This is a genomic window from Streptomyces nymphaeiformis, from assembly GCF_014203895.1.
Classification (GTDB): domain Bacteria; phylum Actinomycetota; class Actinomycetes; order Streptomycetales; family Streptomycetaceae; genus Streptomyces; species Streptomyces nymphaeiformis.
Genome location: NZ_JACHJY010000005.1, coordinates 654,192 through 676,566, shown reverse-complemented (window position 1 = coordinate 676,566; position 22,375 = coordinate 654,192). Strand labels below are relative to the sequence as shown.

At 72.3% G+C, this 22,375-nt stretch carries 22 protein-coding genes; 11 read left to right on the top strand and 11 right to left on the bottom strand.

Annotated features, from left to right (window positions below):
* Positions 1–28 precede the first annotated feature (28 nt).
* Positions 29–1,132: a succinyl-diaminopimelate desuccinylase gene (dapE, locus tag GGE06_RS20520; RefSeq protein WP_116159014.1), complete on the top strand. Its 1,104-nt coding sequence runs from the start codon at positions 29–31 to the stop codon at positions 1,130–1,132.
* Between the two features lie 75 nt (positions 1,133–1,207).
* A complete protein-coding gene (locus GGE06_RS20515; protein ID WP_116159013.1) occupies positions 1,208–1,957 on the top strand; it encodes an LOG family protein in 750 nt (249 codons plus the stop codon).
* A 60-nt stretch (positions 1,958–2,017) separates the two neighbouring features.
* Here the strand turns inward: GGE06_RS20515 and GGE06_RS20510 are convergent, their stop codons facing one another.
* Positions 2,018–4,276 carry a M9 family metallopeptidase gene (locus GGE06_RS20510; RefSeq protein ID WP_312883209.1) on the bottom strand — a complete coding sequence of 753 codons (2,259 nt, stop codon included), beginning with the start codon at positions 4,274–4,276 and terminating at the stop codon, positions 2,018–2,020.
* A gap of 315 nt (positions 4,277–4,591) precedes the next feature.
* Positions 4,592–5,452, bottom strand: coding sequence for a dihydropteroate synthase (folP, locus tag GGE06_RS20505; RefSeq protein ID WP_116159012.1), 861 nt, complete (start codon positions 5,450–5,452; stop codon positions 4,592–4,594).
* 102 nt (positions 5,453–5,554) lie between these two features.
* On the opposite strand from folP, the gene GGE06_RS20500 reads away from it, so the two are divergent.
* A complete protein-coding gene (locus GGE06_RS20500; RefSeq protein WP_116159011.1) occupies positions 5,555–5,887 on the top strand; it encodes a hypothetical protein in 333 nt (110 codons plus the stop codon).
* A complete protein-coding gene (locus GGE06_RS20495; protein WP_184931419.1) occupies positions 5,884–6,468 on the top strand; it encodes a DNA-3-methyladenine glycosylase I in 585 nt (194 codons plus the stop codon). The genes GGE06_RS20500 and GGE06_RS20495 overlap by 4 nt, the downstream gene beginning before the upstream one ends.
* A gap of 22 nt (positions 6,469–6,490) precedes the next feature.
* Here the strand turns inward: GGE06_RS20495 and GGE06_RS20490 are convergent, their stop codons facing one another.
* The 3 genes from GGE06_RS20490 to chcB form a co-directional block, all read right to left on the bottom strand.
* Entirely contained in the window at positions 6,491–7,717 is a 1,227-nt protein-coding gene (locus tag GGE06_RS20490; RefSeq protein WP_116159009.1) for an FG-GAP-like repeat-containing protein, read from the bottom strand.
* Between the two features lie 30 nt (positions 7,718–7,747).
* Complete coding sequence (locus tag GGE06_RS20485) at positions 7,748–8,992, bottom strand: FG-GAP-like repeat-containing protein (protein ID WP_184931418.1); 1,245 nt, start codon at positions 8,990–8,992, stop codon at positions 7,748–7,750.
* 84 nt (positions 8,993–9,076) lie between these two features.
* Entirely contained in the window at positions 9,077–9,880 is an 804-nt protein-coding gene (gene chcB, locus GGE06_RS20480; RefSeq protein WP_184931417.1) for a 2-cyclohexenylcarbonyl CoA isomerase, read from the bottom strand.
* A 312-nt stretch (positions 9,881–10,192) separates the two neighbouring features.
* On the opposite strand from chcB, the gene GGE06_RS20475 reads away from it, so the two are divergent.
* Positions 10,193–10,360: a DUF3117 domain-containing protein gene (locus tag GGE06_RS20475; protein WP_009997451.1), complete on the top strand. Its 168-nt coding sequence runs from the start codon at positions 10,193–10,195 to the stop codon at positions 10,358–10,360.
* A 137-nt stretch (positions 10,361–10,497) separates the two neighbouring features.
* On the opposite strand, the gene GGE06_RS20470 is transcribed toward GGE06_RS20475, so the two are convergent.
* Positions 10,498–11,163 (bottom strand): O-methyltransferase, encoded by a 666-nt coding sequence (locus GGE06_RS20470; RefSeq protein WP_116159006.1) that lies wholly within the window; start codon positions 11,161–11,163, stop codon positions 10,498–10,500.
* 141 nt (positions 11,164–11,304) lie between these two features.
* Between GGE06_RS20470 and sigE the strand changes: the two genes are divergently transcribed.
* The 5 genes from sigE to GGE06_RS20445 all read left to right on the top strand — a co-directional run bounded on the left by sigE (position 11,305) and on the right by GGE06_RS20445 (position 16,265).
* Positions 11,305–12,063, top strand: a complete 759-nt coding sequence (gene sigE / locus GGE06_RS20465; protein WP_116159005.1) for an RNA polymerase sigma factor SigE — start codon at positions 11,305–11,307, stop codon at positions 12,061–12,063.
* Positions 12,060–12,986, top strand: coding sequence for an anti-sigma factor family protein (locus GGE06_RS20460; RefSeq protein ID WP_184931416.1), 927 nt, complete (start codon positions 12,060–12,062; stop codon positions 12,984–12,986). The genes sigE and GGE06_RS20460 overlap by 4 nt, the downstream gene beginning before the upstream one ends.
* 75 nt (positions 12,987–13,061) lie before the next feature.
* Positions 13,062–15,038 (top strand): S1C family serine protease, encoded by a 1,977-nt coding sequence (locus tag GGE06_RS20455; protein WP_184931415.1) that lies wholly within the window; start codon positions 13,062–13,064, stop codon positions 15,036–15,038.
* Between the two features lie 91 nt (positions 15,039–15,129).
* Entirely contained in the window at positions 15,130–15,585 is a 456-nt protein-coding gene (locus GGE06_RS20450; RefSeq protein WP_116159002.1) for a sec-independent translocase, read from the top strand.
* Between the two features lie 74 nt (positions 15,586–15,659).
* Entirely contained in the window at positions 15,660–16,265 is a 606-nt protein-coding gene (locus tag GGE06_RS20445; RefSeq protein ID WP_116159001.1) for a hypothetical protein, read from the top strand.
* 48 nt (positions 16,266–16,313) lie between these two features.
* Here GGE06_RS20445 and GGE06_RS20440 read toward each other — a convergent pair whose 3' ends face one another.
* From GGE06_RS20440 to GGE06_RS20430, 3 genes are read right to left on the bottom strand one after another with little or no spacing between them, the layout of a single operon-like run.
* Positions 16,314–17,447 (bottom strand): Mrp/NBP35 family ATP-binding protein, encoded by a 1,134-nt coding sequence (locus GGE06_RS20440; RefSeq protein ID WP_116159000.1) that lies wholly within the window; start codon positions 17,445–17,447, stop codon positions 16,314–16,316.
* Positions 17,448–17,491: 44 nt separating this feature from the next.
* A complete protein-coding gene (locus tag GGE06_RS20435; protein WP_116158999.1) occupies positions 17,492–18,043 on the bottom strand; it encodes a DUF1003 domain-containing protein in 552 nt (183 codons plus the stop codon).
* Positions 18,033–19,304, bottom strand: coding sequence for a magnesium transporter MgtE N-terminal domain-containing protein (locus GGE06_RS20430; RefSeq protein WP_116158998.1), 1,272 nt, complete (start codon positions 19,302–19,304; stop codon positions 18,033–18,035). The genes GGE06_RS20435 and GGE06_RS20430 overlap by 11 nt, the downstream gene beginning before the upstream one ends.
* A gap of 305 nt (positions 19,305–19,609) precedes the next feature.
* Here GGE06_RS20430 and GGE06_RS20425 point away from each other — a divergent pair, with 305 nt between their 5' ends.
* Positions 19,610–20,368, top strand: a complete 759-nt coding sequence (locus GGE06_RS20425; RefSeq protein ID WP_116158997.1) for a hypothetical protein — start codon at positions 19,610–19,612, stop codon at positions 20,366–20,368.
* A 3-nt stretch (positions 20,369–20,371) separates the two neighbouring features.
* Here the strand turns inward: GGE06_RS20425 and GGE06_RS20420 are convergent, their stop codons facing one another.
* Together GGE06_RS20420 and GGE06_RS20415 are read right to left on the bottom strand one after the other, a co-directional pair.
* A complete protein-coding gene (locus GGE06_RS20420; protein WP_116158996.1) occupies positions 20,372–20,878 on the bottom strand; it encodes a hypothetical protein in 507 nt (168 codons plus the stop codon).
* Between the two features lie 13 nt (positions 20,879–20,891).
* Positions 20,892–22,019: a magnesium and cobalt transport protein CorA gene (locus GGE06_RS20415; protein ID WP_184931414.1), complete on the bottom strand. Its 1,128-nt coding sequence runs from the start codon at positions 22,017–22,019 to the stop codon at positions 20,892–20,894.
* Positions 22,020–22,375 lie beyond the last annotated feature (356 nt).

Sequence of the window (22,375 nt, the reverse complement as noted above, 5' to 3'; positions counted from 1 at the left end):
GTACTGGAGGCCGCGTTAGGGTCGGCACATGGCTGACATCACCCCGCTCGACGGCATCCTCGACCTCTCCCTGGACGGGGCCGCGCTCACCGCCGCCCTCGTCGACTTCCCCTCCGTCAGCGGGACCGAGCAGCCGCTCGCGGACGCGATCGAGGGGGCCCTGCGCCTCCTGCCGCACCTCACCGTCGACCGGTACGGCAACAACGTCGTCGCCCGGACGAACCTCGGCCGCCACGAGCGCGTCGTCCTCGCCGGCCACATCGACACCGTGCCGATCGCCGACAACGTGCCCTCGCGGCTCGACGAGGACGGCATCCTCTGGGGCTGCGGCACCTCCGACATGAAGTCCGGGGTCGCCGTCCAGCTCCGCATCGCCGCCACCGTCCCCGAGCCCAACCGCGACCTCACCTTCGTCTTCTACGACAACGAGGAGGTCGCCGCCGACCTCAACGGCCTCGGCAAGGTCGCCGCCGCGCACCCCGACTGGCTGGAGGGCGACTTCGCCGTCCTCCTCGAACCCTCCGACGGCCAGGTCGAGGGCGGCTGCCAGGGCACCCTGCGCGTCATCCTGCACACCGCCGGTGAACGCGCCCACTCCGCGCGCGCGTGGATGGGCTCCAACGCCATCCACGCCGCCGCCCCGATCCTCGACCGCCTCGCCGCCTACCAGCCGCGCAAGCCGATCATCGACGGCCTCCAGTACCACGAGGGCCTCAACGCCGTCCGGATCGAGGGCGGCGTCGCCACCAACGTCATCCCCGACGCCTGCGCCGTCACCGTCAACTACCGGTACGCCCCCGACCGCTCCCCGGCCGAGGCCCTCGCGTACGTCCGCGAGTTCTTCGACGGCATCGACATCGCCGAGTTCGTCGTCGACGACGAGAGCCCGGGCGCCCTGCCCGGCCTCTCCCACCCCGCGGCCGAGGCCTTCATGAAGGCCGTCGGCGGCAGCGCGCAGCCCAAGTTCGGCTGGACCGACGTCGCCCGCTTCAGCGCCCTCGGCGTGCCCGCCGTGAACTACGGCCCCGGTGACGCCCTGTACGCGCACAAGCGCGACGAGCACATCCACGTCGACAAGATCCACCACTGCGAGGCGCGGCTCCGCGACTGGCTGACCGCCCGTCTCCCGTAATTTCGCATTTCGTCACCTCTTTGGTCCTACGCTGACCCCACCAGAAGATCGTCGGTTCGACGGAGGGAGCAGGCCATGGGTATCCCTGAGGGGGAGACGAAGCCGGAGGAGCAGCGGCTCGGACCGGTGCTCAGGCGCAGGGACCAGGTCCAGCCGGGCACCACGGACCAGCGGCTGCTCGACACCGAGGGCGACTCGGAGTGGGTGCACACCGACCCCTGGCGGGTCATGCGCATCCAGTCCGAGTTCGTCGAGGGCTTCGGCGCCCTCGCCGAACTGCCGAGCGCGATCAGCGTCTTCGGCTCGGCCCGCACGAAGCCGGAGTCGCCCGAGTACGAGGCGGGCGTACGGATCGGCCGGGCGCTCGTCGAGGCCGGCTTCGCGGTCATCACGGGCGGCGGCCCGGGCGCCATGGAGGCGGCCAACAAGGGGGCCAGGGAGGCCAAGGGCGTCTCGGTGGGGCTCGGCATCGAGCTGCCCTTCGAGCAGGGGCTCAACCCGCACGTCGACATCGGCGTGAACTTCCGCTACTTCTTCGTCCGCAAGACGATGTTCGTGAAGTACGCGCAGGGCTTCGTCGTCCTGCCCGGCGGCCTCGGCACCCTCGACGAGCTCTTCGAGGCGCTCACCCTGGTCCAGACCCGCAAGGTCACCCGCTTCCCGATCGTCCTCTTCGGCACGGAGTACTGGAAGGGCCTGGTCGACTGGCTCCGCGACTCGGTCGTCGCGGGCGGCAAGGCGAGCGAACGCGACCTCCTCCTCTTCCACGTCACGGACGACGTGGAGGAGGCGGTGGCGCTGGTGACGAAGGAAGTGGGCCGCTAGGCGGCCGGGACCGCCCCGCCCCGGTGTGCGGGGCGGGGCGGTCTTCGGTGGACGCGGCGGTCAGTACCGGACCGCGATGCTCGCTCCGGTGAAGCCCTCCTTGGCGTGGAGGCTGAAGTAGACGTACCCGGTGGGCGGGTTCGTCACGGTGAGGGTCTCGGCGCTTCCGGCCTGGGTGGAGCGGCTGGTGTACGCGCTCGTGGTCGCCCAGCCGGAGGCGTTGTAGTACAGGTCGGCGTTTCCGTTGTTGCCGGTGGTGGTGACCGTCAGCTGCTTGGTGCCGGCCGGGACGTACAGGTAGTGGTACGCGTAGTTGCCGGTGGTCGCCGCCACGTTGGTGCGGGCGCAGTTCTGGTCGAGCCGGCGGACGTCGGTGGCGGTGCACTCGGGCAGGCCGGGGCCCGGGTCCGGGTTCGGGACGGTGGCGCAGGCGCCGGCGGCGCAGCTGGTCAGCCAGGCGTCGAAGTCGGCGTCGTAGCGGGTGCCGATGGTCGTCTTCAGCAGGGTGCGGGCGCCGTTCCAGTCACCGGTGCGGTACTTGGCGAGCACGGCGTCCAGGTCGCCGCGGTGCTTCTCCAGCATGTAGCGCACGGCGAGGTAGCCCCAGCGGTAGGTGCGCTCGGTGTCGGTGTTCTGGTACGTGGTGTCGAAGAGGGTGCTCAGCGCGTAGGTGTGCCGGCCGGCCGCGGAGATCGCCGCGTCGTAGGGGAGGCCCCGGTAGGAGTACGAGACGTACTCGGCGAAGCCCTCGATCCACCAGATGGTGGGGGTGGAGACACCGGCGTCGAAGTCCCCGTACATGTCGAAGCGGCCGTCGAGGTAGTGCGTGTACTCGTGGTTCAGGTTCCACACCTGGAAGTCGGGACGCACGCGCGTGTCCTCGTAGGCGAGGAACCGGGGCTGGTTGCCCGCGGTGGCGGGGTCGCCCTCCAGGTACATGCCGCCGTTGTCGGTGTCGATGCCGTAGATGGCGGCGGCGAACACCTGGTAGTCGAAGCTGCTGTCGAAGACGACGACCTCGATGGTGGTGTTGAGGTCGTCGGCGACGGCGCCGTTGTCGCGGGCCACGGCGTGGAAGTACGCGTCCTGCTTCTGCAGGCTGTCGCAGGCGGAGGCCAGGTTGTCGGCGGTCACCTGCTGGGCCAGCACCCGGATGGACGGGGAGCAGGTGTGGCTGGTGGCCAGGACGCCGGCGCGCAGCCGGGCGGCGGAGTCGGCGGTGCCGTAGTCGGCGGCGTGCGCGGAGTCGTAGGCCTGGACCATCTCGGCGACGGCGGCCCACAGGTGGGCGGTGCTCCCGCTCGGGGCGCTCTGGTCGGCGAGCTGGCGCATGAGCGGCTTGAGCTTGGGGAGCAGGGCCGGGTACTGCAGGAAGCGGCCGAGCTCGCGGGCGCCGTTGTACGGCAGGTAGCCGTAGCCGGTACCGAGGAGGGCCTTGTTGCGGGACACGAAGGCGTACAGGGTGTCGAGCAGGCTCGGGTCGGCCTGGACGGCGGCGGCGAAGTCGCTCGTCTGGTGGCCGCGGAAGAGCACGGTGAAGACGTTGTTGACGGCGCCCGGCATGCCGGCGACGGCGTTGTAGGCGGCGGCGTCGTAGTCGGTGAGGAGGCGCTTCACGACCGGGATGTACCGGGTGTTCTCCTGGGCGCTGTCGATCAGGGTGACCGACTCGCCGAGGATGCCCGCGTTGGCGGCGGTGACGTCACGCGAGCGCGTGCTGCCGAAGAAGCCGTCCAGCGCGCCCCGGATCGAGTTCCTCAGGCTCGTGCCGTAGGTGCCGACGTCCGAGGAGTTGTACCACTGGACGTAGTAGCCGGCGCGCAGGAAGAGCACCAGCTGGTAGGTCGAGGTGCTGTTGTCGCCGGGATACGCGACGGCGTTGTCGCGCAGCGCGTCGGCGACGGTCACCATCTGCGCCTCGCGGAAGGCGTAGTAGGCGTTGCCGCCCGTGAGGAGGAAGAGGGAGTTGATGCAGCTCGTGTCGGACGCCTTGATCTGCTGGACCAGGGCGCTGCCGGTACGGGAGGTGAAGTCGCCGACGTTGCAGGTCGCGTCGGCCTTCAGGTCCATGGTGGCGGAGAGCTCGGCGGTCGCGGCCGGGCTCGTCGCCGGGAGGAACGGGGGCCGCTTGGCGGCGGGTACCGAGCCGGACGCCCGCTCGGCCGCGCGGGTCTCGGGGGCGGGATCGGCGGCGGGCTGCGGCGCGAGGGACGCGGGGGCGCGGTGCGCCGTCGCGGCGGGGGAGGGGGTCGGGGTGGCTGCCTGGCTCATCGGGGCGAGGAGCCCGAGGGCCAGGCAGGACGTCACGGTGGCGGTCAAGAGCCGTACGCGGTACGGCAGTCCCGATATTCGGGCGGAATTCACCTAGGCCTCCAGGCCTTGCTCGGCCGCCGGGGTGCGCGGCCGGACACAGTGGGGGATTGATTGACGGAGCTCCGTCAATTGGCGGCGGAGCGGAGGTACAATTTCACACGTCACATGGCGACGGGAAGGGGCGTGACGGAACCCGTTGCGGCGAAGAAGTGGCGTGAGGCTGCCGCGAGTTGGGCGGAGAAGGGTACGAAAACGCCGCACCCGGTCCCCTGGGAGTGGGGCCGGGTGCGGCGGTTGCGGCGGTTCTGTGAGGGGCGGGCGCTACGCCAGCCCGCGCCGGGCCACGGCCGGCTGCCGGTGGCCGGCGATCGACGCCACCATGTCGAGGACCTGCCGCGTCTCCGCGACCTCGTGGACCCGGTACACCTGCGCCCCCAGCCACGCCGACACCGCCGTCGTCGCCAACGTGCCGAGGACCCGCTCCTTGACCGGCCGGTCCAGGGTCTCGCCCACGAAGTCCTTGTTCGACAGGGACACGAGGACGGGCCACCCCGTCTCCGCCATCTCACCGAGGCGCCGCGTCGCCTCCAGGCTGTGCCGGGTGTTCTTCCCGAAGTCGTGACCGGGGTCGATCATGATCCCGTCCCGCCGCACGCCGAGCGAGGCCGCGCGCTCCGCGAGGCCCACCGTGACGCGCAGGATGTCGGCCATCACGTCCTCGTACTCCACCCGGTGCGGTCGCGTCCGCGGCTCCGCGCCGCCCGCGTGCGTGCAGACGAGCCCCGCGCCGTACTTCGCGGCGACCTCGGCGAGCCGCGGGTCGACGCCGCCCCAGGCGTCGTTCAGGACGTCCGCCCCGGCCTCGCACACCGCCTCGCCGACGTCCGCCCGCCAGGTGTCGACGCTGATCACCACGTCGGGGTGGCGCCTGCGGACCTCGGCGACGAAGCCGACCGTGCGCCGCGCCTCCTCCTCGGCCGTCACCTCCTCGCCGGGGCCCGCCTTCACCCCGCCGATGTCGATGATCGCCGCCCCCTCCGCCACGGCCTGCTCGACCCGGGCGAGCGCCGGCTCGTCGCGGAAGGTCGCGCCCTGGTCGTAGAAGGAGTCGGGCGTCCGGTTCACGATCGCCATGATCACCGGCTCGTGCGGCCCGAATTCACGCCGTCCCAAGCGCAGCATCCCTTATGTCCTCCCTCGCGTCCGTTCGCCTGCGACCCTAACTGTCGGTGGCGCATGGCACGATCGGCACGGGACGTTTTCCACTCCGGGGAGAGGCGCGCAGTGTTCTGGTTTCTGCTCATCACGATGGTCGTGGTCGTGGCCGCGGTGACCCTCGCCGTGGTCGGCGGCGGCGACAGCGAGGTGCTGCCCGAGGCGGCGCCCGAGCAGCTCGTCGACCCGCTCCCGGCCGCCCGCCCGGTGGACCGCGCCGACGTCGAGGCGCTGCGCCTCCCCGTCGCGGCGCGCGGCTACCGGATGGCCGACGTGGACGACGTCCTCGTACGGCTCGGCGCCGAGCTCGCGGAGCGCGACGCCCGGATCGCCGAGCTGGAGGAGGCGCTCGCGGGCGCGGCCCCCGGCGGTGACGCCGACACCGAGGGCGGCGAGAAGTGACGGGCGGGGCGGTCCCCGGGCCCGACGGGCGGCTGCGCTGCCCCTGGGGCCTGTCGACCGAGGACTACGTCGCGTACCACGACGAGGAGTGGGGCCGCCCGGTCCACGGCGACGACGCGCTGTTCGAGCGGCTGTGCCTCGAGGCCTTCCAGTCGGGCCTGTCGTGGATCACGATCCTGCGCCGCCGCGAGGGCTTCCGGCGCGCCTTCGCCGGCTTCGAGATCGCCTCGGTCGCCGCGTTCGGCGAGGCGGACCGCGAGCGGCTCCTCGCCGACGAGGGCATCATCCGCAACCGCGCCAAGGTCGACGCGACCCTGGCCAACGCGAAGCTGCTGGCCGACTGGTCGCCGGGCGAGCTCGACGCGCTGATCTGGTCGTACGCCCCGGACCCGGCGACCCGCTCGGCGCCGCTCACGATCGCGGAGGTCCCCGCGGTCACGGACGAGTCGACGGCCCTGTCCAAGGCCCTCAAGAAGCGCGGCCTCCGCTTCATCGGCCCCACCACGGCGTACGCCCTGATGCAGGCCTGCGGGCTGGTCGACGACCATCTGAAGGGGTGCGTGGCCCGGGGCGACCGGTAGGGGCGCCCCGGGTGCGGGTCCGTCAGAAGACGTGGACGCGCTCGGCGGTGTCCCAGCCCATGTCGGCCTGCGGGCTGCCGATGCCACCGCGGCCGTTGCCGGCGTAGACGTAGAGCTGGTTCCAGTCGATCGGACGCATCAGGTCCGACTTGCCGTCGCCCGTCACGTCGCCGACGGAGAAGACGGGGGCGTCCGACGGCCAGGCGTACGGCAGCTTGGTGCGGGCGCCGAAGGCGCCCCGACCGTTGCCGGGGTAGAGCCAGAGTCCGCGCGAGCCGTCTCGGGCGACCAGGTCGGACTTGCCGTCGCCGGTCATGTCGCCGGGCGCCACGAGCCGGTTCATGGCGTTCCAGCCGCCGCCGACCTTCTTGCGGGCGCCGAACCAGCCGTGGCCGTTGCCCGGGTACGTCCACAGGACACCGGCGGTGTCCCGGGCGACCAGGTCGCGGCGGCCGTCACCGGTGATGTCGCCGACGGCCTTGATCTCCTTCATGGTGTTCCAGCCGCTGCCGATCTTCACGCGGGGCTTGAAGTAGCCGCGCCCGTTGCCCGGGTAGAACCAGAGGACGCCGGACCGGTCGCGCGCGAAGACGTCCTCGTTGCGGTCGCCGTCATAGTCGCCGTGGCGGACGATCTGCGTCATGGCGTTCCAGCCGCCGCCGATCAGCACGCCCTTGGGCGGGGTGTCCCAGCTGGCCGAGTAGCCGTGGAGGTACCACAGTCGGCCGTCGTCGGCCCGCTCGAGGAGGTCGGGCCGGGAGTCGTTGTTCAGGTCGCCGAACTGCGCGGCGGCGGGAAGGCCGGTGGGACGCTTCTCCTGCGGCCACCAGTCCATCCACGCGACGCCGCTGCTGGCCTCCCAGGCGGTGGTCGCCACGCGGATCGAGCTGATCCGGTTGTCGAGCTGGCCCATGACCGAGCCGTCGAAGCTGACCCCGCCGTTGTGCGGGTCCATGACCAGGGAGTCGCCGCCCCGGTAGTTCGCGTCGACGTTGAGCACGGCGTGCAGCGCGGAGTTGTTGACGACGCTGGAGATCGTGTTGTCCCAGGCGCCGAGGGTGGACTGGCTGGACGAGATGATCTTCATCTCGCCCTTGTAGTCGCGGTACTGGAAGACGCACAGCCGCCCGGACGGGCAGCGCTCCTCGCCGGCGGAGGCCGGGGGCGCGGTGGTCATGAGGGTCGCGAGGGACGCCGCCGTGGTGACGGCGGCGGCCAGGGCGCGACGGCCCCGGTTGCTGCGGATCATGGATCGGAATCCGTTCACGAAGAGGAAGAGTCAGAAGGCGAAGCCGACGGACCGGAGAGTGCCGAGGTCCCGGGGCGCGAGGAGGTGCCCGTCGGCGGTGCCGGGGTAGACCCGGAGCCGGACCCGGCCCTCGTAGGACTCCCTGCCGGGGCCGTGCGCCACCACGTCGGGGCGGCCGTCGCCGGTGACGTCGCCGAGGCCGGCCAGCTCGGCGTGGCTGTTCCAGCCGCCGGTGCCGATGAGCTTGCGCGTGGTGAACCAGCCGCGGCCGTTGCCCGGGTAGAGCCAGAGCTTGCCCGCGGTGTCGCGGGCGACCAGGTCGGCCTTCTTGTCGGAGTTCATGTCGCCCGCGCCGACGAGCTCGTTGACCGCCTTCCAGCCGCCGCCGACCTTCTTGCGGGCGCCGAACCAGCCGCGGCCGTTGCCCGGGTAGGTCCACAGGACGCCGTCGCCGTCGGAGGCGAGCAGGTCGGCCTTGCCGTCGCCGGTGAGGTCACCGGCCGCGGCGAGGTCCCGCATGGTGTTCCAGCCGCCGCCGATCTTGACGCGGGGCTTGAACCAGCCCTGGCCGTTGCCGGGGTAGAGCCAGAGGACGCCGGCCTTGTCGCGGGCGAGGACGTCCTCGTTGCGGTCGCCGTCGTAGTCGCCGTGCCGGGTCAGCTTGGTCATGCCCTCCCAGCCGCCGCCGATGAGCAGGTTCCGGCCGGGGCTCGTGTAGGCGTGGGACGTCCACAGCTGGCCGACCAGGTTGCGCGCGGCGACGTCGGCGTACCCGTCGTTGTTCAGGTCGCCGAAGGCGCCGGACGCCGGGAGCGTGGCGGGACGCGGACGCGGGTTGTCGTAGAGGACCGGATAGCGGCTCTCGGAGCCGCAGAAGTCGTCCGCCTCGGGGCCGATGTCCACGGAGCTGACCGCCCGGTCGAGCTCCGGGTAGGCGCTCTCGTCGAAGGACTCCGACGTGTAGAAGTGCGTGGAGCCCTCGGGGTCGAGCCCCGGCCGCGGGAAGAAGCAGGCCGCGTCGGAGAACCCGGGAAGCCTCACGATGAAGGACCGGATGCGGTTGTCCCAGGAGCCGAGCGACAGCATCGGCTTCCGGATCACGATCATGTCGCCCTGGTACAGCGGCTGGCTGAAGCCGCACACGGCGTTGTCGGGACACCGGTCCCAGCCGTCCGTCGCCTGCGCCGGCGAGGACAGGACGGTGGCGGACAGGCCCAGGGCCGCGCCCGCCGTGAGCGCGCCGCGAAGAAGGCGCGCGGAAGGAGAAGGACGCACGGAACCCCCCAGGTGTGTGCGTACAAGTGGTGAGCGGATCCTATAGACCCGCCCACCCACCGTACGAACGGGTTCCGGGGCTGCTCAGCGGCCCAGATACCGCGGCTTCTCCTTCGCGATGAACGCGCGGACCGCGATCGTGTGGTCCTCCGAGGCGCCCGCCAGGGTCTGCAGCTCCTCCTCCTTGTCGAGGGCTTCCGTGAGGGAGTGGTCGGCGCCGTAGGCGAGGGACTCCTTCAGCGCCGCGTACGCCACGGTCGGGCCCGCCGCGAGCTTCCGGGCCACCTTCTCCGCCTCGGCGGCCAGGTCGGCGGCCGGGACCAGGCGGTTCACGACGCCCAGCTCGTACGCCTCCTGCGCGGAGATCGAGCGCGGGAAGAGCAGCAGGTCGGAGGCCCGGCTCGCGCCGATGAGGCGCGGCAGCGTCCACGACACGCCCGAGTCGGCGGTGAGCGCCACGCCCGCGAAGGCGGTGCTGAAGGAGGCCGTGTCCGCGACCACCCGGTAGTCGGCGGCGAGCGCGAAGCCGAAGCCGGCCCCGGCGGCGACGCCGTTCACGCCCGCGACGACCGGCTTGCGCATGCCGGTGAGCGCGCGCACGATCGGGTTGTAGTGGTCACGGACCGTGTTCATGGTCTCGCTCGTGCCGGACTCCTGGTCCGCCGCGAGCAGCCCGATGTGCTCCTTCAGGTCCTGGCCCACGCAGAACGCCCGGTCGCCGGCGGCCGTCAGCAGCACCGCCCGTACGGCCGGATCGGCCGCGGCCGTCTCCGCGGCGTCACGGAGGGCGACCTTGGTCGCCACGTTCAGCGCGTTCATGGCCTCGGGCCGGTTGAGCGTGATGGTGGCGAGCCCGTCGCTCACCTCGTACAGCACCGTGTCGGCCATCGGGATCCCTTCGCCTCATTGCGTGGTTGACCCGCCCAGCATGGCGGAGATCACCCGCGTCGCCCATGTGAGCTGCGTCAAAGATTGAAGGGAGACGTTCCGACGCCGAGCGGCGCAGTATCGCAGGCCGATCCCCGAAATGTGGGGTTTTGAGAGAGCGCGTTGCGCAAGCGATGCCGAGCGATGTTGGTCATCGGGTCCTGCCATGCGGGATAATGACCTGGAAGCAATGTGTTCGAAGCCGGTGACGCGTGCTCCACACCAAGGAGCTGCCCGGCTGACGATGAGCTGGTTTCAGGAAGGGGAACAAGCATGGCGGCCATGAAGCCGCGGACGGGTGACGGCCCGCTCGAGGTGACCAAGGAGGGGCGGGGCATCGTCATGCGCGTTCCGCTCGAAGGCGGCGGTCGGCTTGTCGTCGAGCTGACCCCGGACGAGGCCGAGGCGCTGGGCGACGCCCTCAAGAAGGTCGTCGGCTGACCCTCTTCTCCACGATTCCTGAGCGCTGCCCCGGTACGGTCCGCCGTCCCGGGGCAGCGGTGTCTCCGGGGGCGGTACGCCCTCCGATCGGCGGTGCGGGCCGAGGCGGTGCGGCCCGGGGAGTGCTCGGGGAGTCCTCAGCCGCGGCGTACCGCGCACAGCAGGCCGTCGCCCACCGGCAGCAGTGAGGGCACGAGCTCCTGGCTCTCCCGCACCGCGCGCAGTAGCTCCCGGACCCGCTGGACCTCCGCCGGCTGGGCGCCCGAATCGACCGTGCGGCCCTCCGCGAAGACGCCCTCGAAGCAGACGAGACCCCCCGGTCGCAGCAGGCGCAACGATTCAGCGAGATAGTCCAGGTACTCGAGCCGGTCGCCGTCGCAGAACACCAGGTCGTACCCGCCGTCCGCGAGCCGCGGCAGCACGTCCAGGGCGCGGCCGGGGATGAAACGGGCCCGGTTGCCCGCGAAGCCCGCCGCCCGGAACGCCGTCTTGGCCAGCTGCTGCCGCTCCGGCTGGAGGTCCACCGTCGTCAGCACGCCGTCCGGCCGCATCCCGAGCAGCAGGTAGATGCCGGACACGCCCGTGCCGGTGCCGATCTCCGCCACCGCCTTGGCGTCCGCCGTCGCCGCGAGCAGGCGCAGCGCCCCACCGGTGCCCGGGGACACCGAGGGCAGCCCTGCCTCCCGGGCCCGCTCACGGGCCCAGCGCAGGGCTTCGTCCTCGGCGACGAAGGCGTCGGCGAACGACCAGCTCGTCGACCGGTTGGCGGTAATGGCCCTCTCCTGTCCCCGTAGTTGACGCAACGGTGACTGTATCCGCTGTCAGCGGGAACCCGCAGATGGGACCGGGCGTTCACCAGGGGAAGGACGCGGAGGAGGACGCCGGGCGAGCCGGTTCCAAATTCGCGTAAAGATTCTTATCCGGAGCTAACGGGCGAGGTGGCTATGGTAGGGGCTCCACTGGACACCACCAGAGCCGACAGGGGAGGTGCGGCTGCGCTTGTGGATCGGGGAGGAGTGCTTCGGCGTCTTCTCAGGTCGGCGGGTGAGCCGAAATCCGTGACCGACACCGCTGACCGTTTCCGCACCACCGACTCCGCTCCCACCACCGCGACCTTCGCATCGGACGCGGAATCGCAGGCGTGGACCCCTCCCACCTGGGAGGAGATCGTCAGCACGCACAGTGGCCGGGTCTACCGCCTCGCCTACCGCCTGACGGGCAACCAGCACGACGCCGAGGACCTGACCCAGGAGGTCTTCGTCCGCGTCTTCCGCTCGCTGTCGACGTACACCCCGGGCACCTTCGAGGGCTGGCTGCACCGCATCACCACCAACCTGTTCCTCGACATGGTCCGCCGCAAGCAGCGCATCCGCTTCGACGCGCTCGCCGACGACGCGGCCGAGCGGCTGCCCAGCCGCGAGCCCTCGCCGCAGCAGGCGTTCAACGACACGCACTTCGACGCCGACGTGCAGCAGGCCCTCGACACCCTCGCGCCCGAGTTCCGCGCGGCGGTCGTCCTCTGCGACATCGAAGGCCTCTCGTACGAGGAGATCGCCGCGACCCTCGGGGTGAAGCTCGGCACCGTCCGCAGCCGCATCCACCGCGGCCGCTCCCACCTGCGCAAGGCGCTCAAGCACCGCTCGCCCGAGGCCCGGGCGGAGCGTGCCCTCGCCTCCGTCGGATGGGAGGCGTCGACAGCGTGAGCGGCACACGTCCCCCGTCGCCGACCCCCGCGGAACACCACCTCGGGGACCGGCTGGCCGCGCTCGTCGACGGCGAACTCGGCCACGACGCCCGCGAGCGGGTCCTCGCGCACCTGGCGACCTGCGCCCGCTGCAAGGCCGAGGCGGACGCCCAGCGCACGCTGAAGAGCGTCTTCGCCTCCGCGGCCCCTCCACCGCCCTCCGAGGGCTTCCTCGCCCGGCTCCAGGGCCTTCCCGGGGGTCCCGGTGAGCCCGGCGGGCCGCGCGGCCCGCTCGAAGAGCTCCTCGGCGCGGGCGGAGTGAAGTCGGACGGCTTCGCCACCGCCGCCGTCGTCACCCCGCGCCCCGGCACCCCCGGGGCGGCCTTCGGCATCCACAGCGTCGGCTACCGCCCCGCCGGGACCTCCGGCCGGGGGCGGCGCTTCGCGTTCGCCGCGGCCAGCGCCGTGTCGTTCGCGGCGATCGCCCTCGGCGGCACGCTGCCCCTGGAGACCTCGGTGAGCGCGAGCGCGCGCGGCGGCCAGGGTGCCGGCAGCGCGGTCACGCCGCTGCGGACCACCACGACCGGCGGCGGCGGTCCGAGCGTCGCGACCGGGCGCGGCGCGCGTTCCGGCGAGCGTTCGGGCGCCCCGTCCGTCGGCGACGCCGAGCCGCTCGCCGCGGTGACCCCGGCCGCGGTCCCGCAGGGCCCGGTCGTCGCCGCGGCCCAGGGCACGGTCCCGTCGGGCGCGGTCCCGCCGGACGCGGTGCACTCCGCCGCCGCGCCGTTCGTGGCCGTACGCCTCCGGAACCAGGTCCCGCAGTCGCTCCTGGCGCTCTCGCCGTTCATACGGCCGACGGCCCCGGCCCTCCAGTTGGCCTTCGCCCCCGGGCCCAGCCCGATGGCGAGCCCGACGACCGGACCGCTCGGCTCCCACCGCTGACCCGCGACCTGGTTGAATCCAGGGGCAGGGCGCCCGACCCAGGGGCGCGGACGGGTCAGCGGTTGCGGGGAGAGCATGAACAACGGGAAGCCGAACTGGTGGAGCCGGCCTTCGAGCGCACCGGAGGCGGCACGCATACCCGAGGAGGCCGACGGCGACTTCCCGCTGCCCGCGCCCCAGCCGACCCCGAATCAGGAGCCGCCCGCTCCGGCCGCGCCCGAGGCTGTGGAATCCGAGCCGGTCGCGGCGGAGCCCGCGGCAGCCGAGGCCGGGCCGGCGGGGGAGCCGCAGGCCCCCGCCGTGAATATGACGAAGTCCGCGCCCGCGCCGGAGTCCGCCGCCGCACCTGCGGCGGAGCCGGCCACCGTGCCCGCGCCCGCCGCCGCACCTGCGGCGGAGCCGGCCACCGTGCCCGCGCCCGCCGCCGCACCTCAGGCGGAGCCGACCGCCGCGCCCGCGGCGGCTGACGCCGCCTCCCCGGCGGAGCCGACCGCTGTGCCCGCGTCGGAGTCCGCCGTCGTGCCCCCCGCGGAGTCGGCCCCCGCGCCGGCCGTGGATATGACGAAATCCGCGCCCGCGCCGGAGTCCGCCGCGCCCGCTGTTCCCGCCGCATCCCCGGCGGAGCCGGCCCCCGCGTCCGAGCCCGCCGTCGTACCTCCGGCGGAGTCGGCCCCCGTGCTCGTCGGGGCCGAGGGGCACGCGCCCGCGCGGCAGCCGTTGCACACGCCCGACGAGTACCGCACGCCGCCCTACGGCGAGCCGGGGCCCTGGGCGCCCGCGCCGCCCGTGCAGCGCCCGGCCGCCTCCGTACCGCCTCAGGCGCACCCGCACCCGCAGGCGCACGTCCAGCCGCAGCCGCAGGTCGTCGCCGCCGCGCCCTGGGTGCAGTACGACCCCTGGGGCGCCCCGGGTGCCGCGCCCGCGCCCGCGAAGAAGTCCCGCAAGGGGCTCGCCCTCGCCGGGGCGCTCGTCTTCGCCCTGGTCACCGGCGTCATCGGCGGCGGCATCGGCGCGTACGTCGAGCGGAACGGCGGGCTCACCACCGTCGAGCTGCCGCAGGCCGAGGCCGGGGACACCGGCCGCGCCCCCGACAGCGTCGCCGGCATCGCCGCCAGCGCCCTGCCCGGCGTCGTCACCCTGCACGTCCGGGGCAACGGCTCCTCCGGCACCGGCACCGGCTTCGTCCTCGACAACAAGGGCCACATCCTTACCAACAACCACGTCGTCGACGGCGCCGCGTCCTCCGGCGACATCTCGGTGACCTTCTCCAGCGGCGAGACCGCCCGCGCCAAGCTCATCGGCAAGGACACCGGCTACGACCTGGCCGTCGTCCAGGTCACCGGCGTCTCCGGCCTCAAGGCGCTCCCGCTCGGCAACTCCGACAACGTCCGCGTCGGCGACCCCGTCGTCGCCATCGGCGCCCCCTTCGACCTGTCCAACACCGTCACCTCCGGCATCATCAGCGCCAAGGAGCGCCCGATCACCGCCGGCGGCGAGAAGGGCGACGGCAGCGACATCAGCTACGTCGACGCGCTGCAGACCGACGCCCCGATCAACCCCGGCAACTCCGGCGGCCCGCTGCTCGACTCCAAGGCCCGGGTCGTCGGCATCAACAGCGCGATCCGCGCCGCCGGCGGCGGCTCCGGCGACGGCGAGGGCGGCGCGAGCCAGCCCGGCTCCATCGGTCTCGGCTTCGCCATACCGATCAACCAGGGCAAGCGCGTCGCCGAGGAGCTCATCAACACCGGCAAGGCCACCCACCCCGTCATCGGTGTGAGCCTCGACATGCAGTTCAACGGCGACGGCGCCCGCGTCGGCGAGAAGGGCAAGGACGGCTCCGCCTCCGTCACCGCCGGCGGCCCCGCCGCCAAGGCCGGACTCCGCCCGGGGGACGTCATCACCCGGGTCGACGGCCAGCGCGTGCACAACGGCGAGGAGCTCATCGTGAAGATCCGCGCCCACCGTCCCGGCGACAAGCTGGAGCTCACCCTGAGCCGCGACGGCAAAGAGCTGACAAAGACGTTGACGCTCGGATCCTCGCAGGGCACCTGAGCGCCACGTCGCGGACGCCACGAGGTACCCGTCCGACAGTTTGGGCGGGTACCGTGGACCGGGCCCTGGACCGGCGTGAAGGAGCTACTAGGTGTTCAGCGACATAGGCGCACTCGAGCTGGTGACGCTCGTGGTCCTCGCCGTGCTCGTCTTCGGGCCGGACAAGCTCCCGAAGGTGATCCAGGACGTCTCGCGCTTCATCCGGAAGATCCGCGAGTTCTCCGACAGCGCGAAGCAGGACATCCGCAGCGAGCTCGGTCCGGAGTTCAAGGACTTCGAGTTCGAGGACCTCAACCCCAAGACGTTCCTCCGCAAGCAGCTGGAGAACAACGAGGACCTCAAGGAGCTCAAGGAGCTGCGCGGCACGTTCGACCTCAAGAAGGAGATGAACGAGGTCGCCGACGCCGTCCACGGCCGCGAGACCGCACCCGCGCCCTCGGCCGCGCCCACCGCGGTCAACGGCTCCCCGGACCTGCTGAAGAAGCAGGACAAGCGGGACGATCCGGGCGCCGCTGAGCGTCCTCCGTACGACTCGGACGCCACCTGACGACGGCCTGTCACCGACCCGCTCCTCCCTGGTGGCTATCCTCCCTCTGTTGACGGAACGAGGAGGCGGCCGGAATGAAGACGACGAGTCGGGTGGAAGCCGATGGCTTTCTGCGCGCACCCTTCGCCTGGTACGGGCTGGACGAGGCGTTCACCGGCCCGCGCCGGCTGATGCAGGTCGGTACGGCGGCGGACGGCACCGTCCAGCACGGCTCGCTGGGCCACGGTGACGAGCCGTCGATAAAGTCCGAGGCCGGCGGCGCGGAGAAGGAGCGCTTCGCCGTCGTCGTGACGGTGGCCGCGAACCCCGTCCGCCGCACCGGGGACGGCACCGGCGTCCTGGACGCCACCACGGTCTCCTCGGCCGCCTGGCTGGCCGGCTCCGGGCTCCTCGCCCACACCTGGCCCGCCTCGCTCGACCACGCGCTGCGGGACCACTGGCTGGACCAGCAGACCGAGACGGCCTTCGAGCTCGCCGACGACCTCGACGGGCCGGCCTGGACGAGCCTCTCGCTGCCCGTGGACGGCGTGCCGGTGCCGTTCCACTACCGGGAGTCCGAGTTCGGGTGGGTGCTCGCCGGGTCCGCGGGGGATGTGCACATCGGGGCGTACGGGCGGGGGATGAGCGCGTACGGGCTCGGTTTCTCGCAGGTGAAGGACCTCGGCGCGTACGGCGCCTAGACACGGCGAAGGGCGCCCCCGTCGGGGGGCGCCCTTCGCCGTGTCGTGTCAGAACTTGTTGCGCGGCGTGATGCCCAGGCTCATGCCCGACAGGCCGCGCTGGCGGCCGCCGAGCTTGCCCGCGATGGCGCGGAGCGCCGCGCCCGCCGGGGAGTCGGGGTCGGAGAGGACGACCGGCTTGCCGTCGTCGCCGCCCTCGCGGAGCCGTACGTCGATCGGGATCGAGCCGAGGACCGGGACCGTCGCGCCCGTGGTCTGCGTCAGGCCGTCCGCGACCTTCTGGCCGCCGCCCGTGCCGAACACGTCGACCATCTCGTCGCAGTGCGGACACGGCAGGCCCGCCATGTTCTCGACGACGCCGACGATCTTCTGGTGGGTCTGCACGGCGATCGAGCCGGCCCGCTCGGCGACCTCGGCAGCGGCCTGCTGCGGGGTCGTGACGACGAGGATCTCCGCGTTCGGCACGAGCTGCGCGACCGAGATCGCGATGTCGCCGGTGCCCGGGGGCAGGTCGAGCAGCAGGACGTCCAGGTCGCCCCAGTACACGTCCGCGAGGAACTGCTGGAGCGCGCGGTGCAGCATCGGGCCGCGCCACACGACGGGCGCGTTGCCCGGGGTGAACATGCCGATGGAGATGACCTTCACGCCGTTCGCCGACGGCGGCATGATCATGTTCTCGACCTGGGTCGGACGGCCGTCCGCGCCCAGCATCCGCGGCACGCTGTGGCCGTAGATGTCGGCGTCGACGACACCGACCTTCAGACCGTCGGCGGCCATCGCCGCGGCCAGGTTCACGGTCACGGAGGACTTGCCGACGCCGCCCTTGCCGGACGCCACCGCGTACACCCGGGTCAGCGAGCCCGGCTTCGCGAAGGGCACCTCGCGCTCGGCGCTCGTGCCGCGCAGAGCCGCCGCCAGCTCCTTGCGCTGCTCGTCGCTCATCACGTCGAGCGAGACGTCGACGGAGGTGACGCCCTCGACCCGGGAGACGGCCTCGGTCACGCGCTGCGTGATGGTCTCGCGCATCGGGCACCCGGAGACCGTCAGGTAGACCGTGACGGCGACCCTGCCGTCCGGTTCGATCTCCACCGACTTGACCATGCCGAGCTCAGTGATCGGCTTGTTGATCTCAGGGTCGTTCACCGTCGCCAGTGCTTCGAGCACCGCGTCTTCCGTAGCCATACCGACGATGGTACGGCGCGGACCACGGGCGCATGAAAGGGCTGTCAACGGTCGGGTACGTCACTTCCCCGGTCCTCGCCGGACGGGAATAGATCCCGGCGCTCCTCCATCTCCTTGATGAGGTCCTGGAGCTCCGAGCGGATCCAGTCGCGGGTGGCGACCTCGCCGAGGCCCATCCGCAGCGCCGCGATCTCCCGGGTCAGGTACTCGGTGTCCGCGATCGACCGCTCGTTCTGCTTCCGGTCCTGTTCGAGGTTGACCCGGTCCCGGTCGTCCTGCCGGTTCTGCGCGAGCAGGATCAGCGGGGCCGCGTACGAGGCCTGGAGGGACAGGGCGAGCGTCAGGAAGATGAAGGGGTACTCGTCGAACCGCAGCGACGACGGCGCGAAGACGTTCCACCCGATCCAGACGACGACCGTCAGGGTCATCCAGACCAGGAACCTGCCCGTGCCCAGGAAGCGGGCGATCCGCTCCGAGAGCCGCCCGAAGGCCTCGGGGTCGTACTCGGGGAGCAGCCGGGTCCGCCGCTCGCGCGGCAGGTCGAGCCGGATGCGGGGCACGGACCGCTCCCGGTCCTGGGTGCGTTCAGCGGCCATGTCCGGACCCCTCCTCGTGGAACTCGGTCTCCCGCCAGTCGTCCGGCAGCAGGTGGTCGAGCACGTCGTCGACGGTGACCGCGCCGAGCAGCGAGCCGCTCTCGTCGACGACGGGCGCGGCGACCATGTTGTACGCGGCGAGGTAGCTGGTCACGGCCGGCAGCGGGGTGTCCGGGCCGAGCGGCGGCAGGTCGCTGTCCACGATCGAGCTGACCAGCGTGAACGGCGGGTCGCGAAGCAGCCGCTGGAAGTGCACCGTGCCCAGGTACTTCCCGGTCGGCGTCTCGTCCGGCGGCCGGCACACGTACACCTGCGCGGCGAGAGCCGGCGACAGGTCCTGCTGGCGGACCCGGGCCAGCGCGTCCGCGACGGTGGCGTCCGGGCGCAGCACGATCGGCTCGGTCGTCATCAGACCGCCCGCCGTGCGCTCCTCGTACGCCAGGAGCCGGCGCACGTCGGCCGCGTCGTCCGGCTGCATCAGGGTGAGCAGCCGTTCCTGGTCCTCCTCGGGCAGCTCGGACAGCAGGTCGGCGGCGTCGTCCGGGTCCATCGCCTCCAGGACGTCGGCGGCGCGCTCCTCCTTGAGCTTGCCGAGGATCTCGACCTGGTCGTCCTCGGGCAGCTCCTCCAGGACGTCGGCGAGCCGGTCGTCGTCGAGGGCGGCGGCGACCTCGACGCGCCGTTTGGGGGAGAGGTGGTGCAGGGCGTTGGCGAGGTCGGCGGGGCGCAGCTTCTCGAAGGTGGCGAGCAGGTTCTCGGCGCCCTGCCCGTGCTCCTCCAGGGAGAAGCCGGTGACGGCCGACCACTCGACGGTCAGCGTCTCGCCCTTGCGGCTCAGGACCCCGCCCTTGCCCTTGCGGACGAAGACCTTGTCGATCTCCCAGTCGCGGCGGGCGGGCAGCTGCTGGATGGCGACGTCGAGGACGGTGACCTCCTCGCCCGACTCGACGAGGGTCACGCGCCGGTCGAGGAGCTCGCCGAGGACGAGCCGCTCGGTGGGGCGCCGCTCGAAGCGCCGCATGTTGACGACGCCGGTGGTGATGACCTGGCCGGAGGCGACGCCGGTGATCCGGGTCATGGGGACGAAGACGCGGCGGCGGCTCAGCACCTCCACGACCATGCCGAGCAGCCGGGGCGGCCTGCGGCCGACGCGGAGCATGGCCACGAGGTCGCTGACGCGGCCGACCTGGTCGCCGACGGGGTCGAAGACGGGGACTCCGGCGAGATGGGAGACGAAGATCCGGGGGGCGCCTGCCGCCATGCCACGCGCCTCCTCGGTTCCGCACGATTCGAGTCGCCGATGCGAGTTCCCGCAGAGCTTTGCCGGGGATTGCAGAGCTTTGCCGGGTTCAGGCTAGCCCGTGCCGTTCCGCCCCGCCCCGGCAGTGCCTCCGTACGGCTGCCTGCGGGGCCCTTCACCTGTCCCGGGTACGCTGCGGTCTGCCGTTCCCCCATCGGCCCCCGGCACCGGACCCGGCCCCTCCGCCCGGCCGGAGCGGGGCCGTCCCCGGCATCCCCGTACGGGCCGCGCCCGTCGCCCCCCCCATGACACGAGAGGCAGCGCAGATGACCGTTCGTACCCCGTCATCGCGTATCCGCAGGGCCGTCACGCCCCTGGCGCTCTGCGCCGGACTGACGGTGGGACTCACGGCCTGCGCCGCGGACCCGGACGAGGGGACGAACGGGGTGGGGAGACTCTCCGCGCCCGAGATCGAGAGCAAGGCGCAGACCGCGGCGGACGCGGCGAAGGCGGTCCGGCTCTCCGGCACGCTGGTCAGCAAGGGCGGCACGTTCAAGCTGAACATGCGCCTCAAGCAGGACGGCGCCACCGGCTCGGTGACGACGAAGAACAGCACCTTCGAGCTGCTGCGGGTCGGCGACGCGCTCTACCTGAAGGCCGACGCGGGGTTCTGGGACCACGACGACCAGGCGACCCACGGGGCCGCGGAGGCGGGTTCCGAGGCCGCCGACACGCTCGGCGACAAGTACGTGAAGGTCCCGCAGGGCGACCCCTCGTACAAGCAGCTGCGCGGCTTCACGGAGATGGGGCCGCTCCTCGACGGTCTGATCGGCCTGCACGGCGAGAAGGTCAAGGGCGACCGGGACCAGATCGGCGGGGTCCGCACGGTCAAGGTCAAGGGCGGGGCCGACGGCGAGGGCGGCACGCTCGACGTGTCCCTGGACGGCGTGCCGTACCCCGTGCAGTTCGCGCGGGGCGGGGGAGCGGGCGTGGTGGTGCTGTCCGAGTGGAACAAGGACTTCCCGCTGGCCGCGCCGTCGAAGGAGGAGACCCTCGACTACGGCAAGCAGCTGCCCCGTACCTAGGGCCTAGCGCTTCTTCTTCCGGAGGAGCAGCTTCGGCAGGCCCGCCGGGATCGGCCGGCGGGTGTTGGCCGCCGTCGGCAGCGGGACGGCGGCCAGGGAGCCGTCCGGGAGCTCCGTGGTCGAGGAGCGGGGGTCGAGGCGCACCACGCGGCACTCGCGCGCCCAGCGCTCCGGCATGGCCTCGCCGTCGGGGGCGTTGAGCCGCTTGCCCTTCAGCTCGGCGACCGCCGCGTCCCACTCCTCCGTGCCGGGGGAGACCTCATGGACGGCGGCGGTCCAGGCGACGAGCCGGCCGCCCTTGTCCTTGCTGCGGACGGTCACCTCGGCCGTGCCGCCGTCCACCAGGCCCGGCAGCGGCTGCTCGCCGGGGCCGTCGCCGACGACGTGCGCGGCGCCGTCGTGCCAGACGTGCCAGAGCGCGCGGGCGGGGCCGGTGCCCCGCACCCAGACGAGGCCGGACTTCTTGGTGGCCTCCTCGACGAGGGCGCCGGTGAGCAGCGTGTCGGTCATGGCCGAAGCCTATCTACAGCCAGCCGTTGCGCTTGAGGGTGCGGTGGATGGTGAAGCAGATGACGGCGATGGCGCCGAGCACCATCGGGTAGCCGTACTTCCACTCCAGCTCCGGCATGTACTTGAAGTTCATGCCGTACACGCCGCAGACCGCCGTGGGGACGGCGACGATCGCCGCCCACGAGGTGATCTTGCGCATGTCCTCGTTCTGCGCGACGGTCGCCTGCGCCAGGTTGGCCTGGAGGATCGAGTTGAGGAGCTCGTCGAAGCCCAAGACCTGCTCCTGGACGCGGGCGAGGTGGTCGGCGACGTCCCGGAAGTACTTCTGGATGTCGGGGTCGACGAGTCGCATCGGCCGCTCGGAGAGCAGCTGCATCGGGCGCAGCAGCGGCGTGACGGCCCGCTTGAACTCCAGCACCTCGCGCTTGAGCTGGTAGATCCGGCCGGTGTCGGCGCCGCGGGTGGAGCCCTTGGCGGCCGGCGAGAAGACGTCGATCTCCAGCTGGTCGATGTCCAGCTCGACGGCGTCGGCGACCGCGATGTAGCCGTCGACGACGTGGTCGGCGATGGCGTGCAGGACCGAGGAGGGGCCCTTGGCGAGGAGCTCCGGCTCGCCCTGGAGGCGGTGGCGGAGGTTGCGCAGGGAGCCCTGGCCGCCGTGCCGGACGGTGATGACGAAGTCGGGGCCGGTGAAGACCATGACCTCGCCGGTCTCGACGACCTCGCTGGTCGCGGTGAGTTCGGCGTGCTCGACGTAGTGGATGGTCTTGAAGACGGTGAAGAGGGTGTCGTCGTACCGCTCCAGCTTGGGCCGCTGGTGGGCGTGGACGGCGTCCTCGACGGCGAGCGGGTGCAGCCCGAACTCGGCGGCGATACCGGCGAATTCGGCCTCGGTCGGCTCGTGCAGGCCGATCCACGCGAAGCCGCCGCTCTCCCGCACCTGGCGCATCGCGCCGCGCGGCGTCAGGCAGGCGCGGTCGTCGACCCGGCGTCCGTCGCGGTAGACGGCGCAGTCGACCACGGCGCTGGAGGCCGAGTGGTCGCGGGTGGGGTCGTACGAGGTGTACGTGGTGGGGGTCTTGCGGAGGGTGTGCCGCAGGCTCGGGCGGACGGCGGCGGTGAGGTCGCGGATCATCGACATGGCTGTGCTCCTTCACGGATCAGCCGTCGGCGCGCGAGCGTGGCACAGCCCGGAATGGGGACGGAGACGTGCGTCGTCCACAAAGCGGGCGGCACCGAAGGGGGCGCGGTGACGGCGGTCGCTACAGACAGGGAAAGGCGAAAATTGCTCTTCCGTCGTGCGAGATGCCGGGAGGGGCGGGTCCGTGCCGGACCCGGACGTCACCGGAAAGAGAGCACCGGGCTGGGGTGCGGAGCGGCGGAAGAGCGGCTGGTACTGCCCGATCGACTTCGGTCCATCGCAGTCCCACCTCCTCCGGCCGGTCCCCTGTGGGGGATGACGTGTGACGAGCAGTCGGGAATCCCGACCAGTGGCCA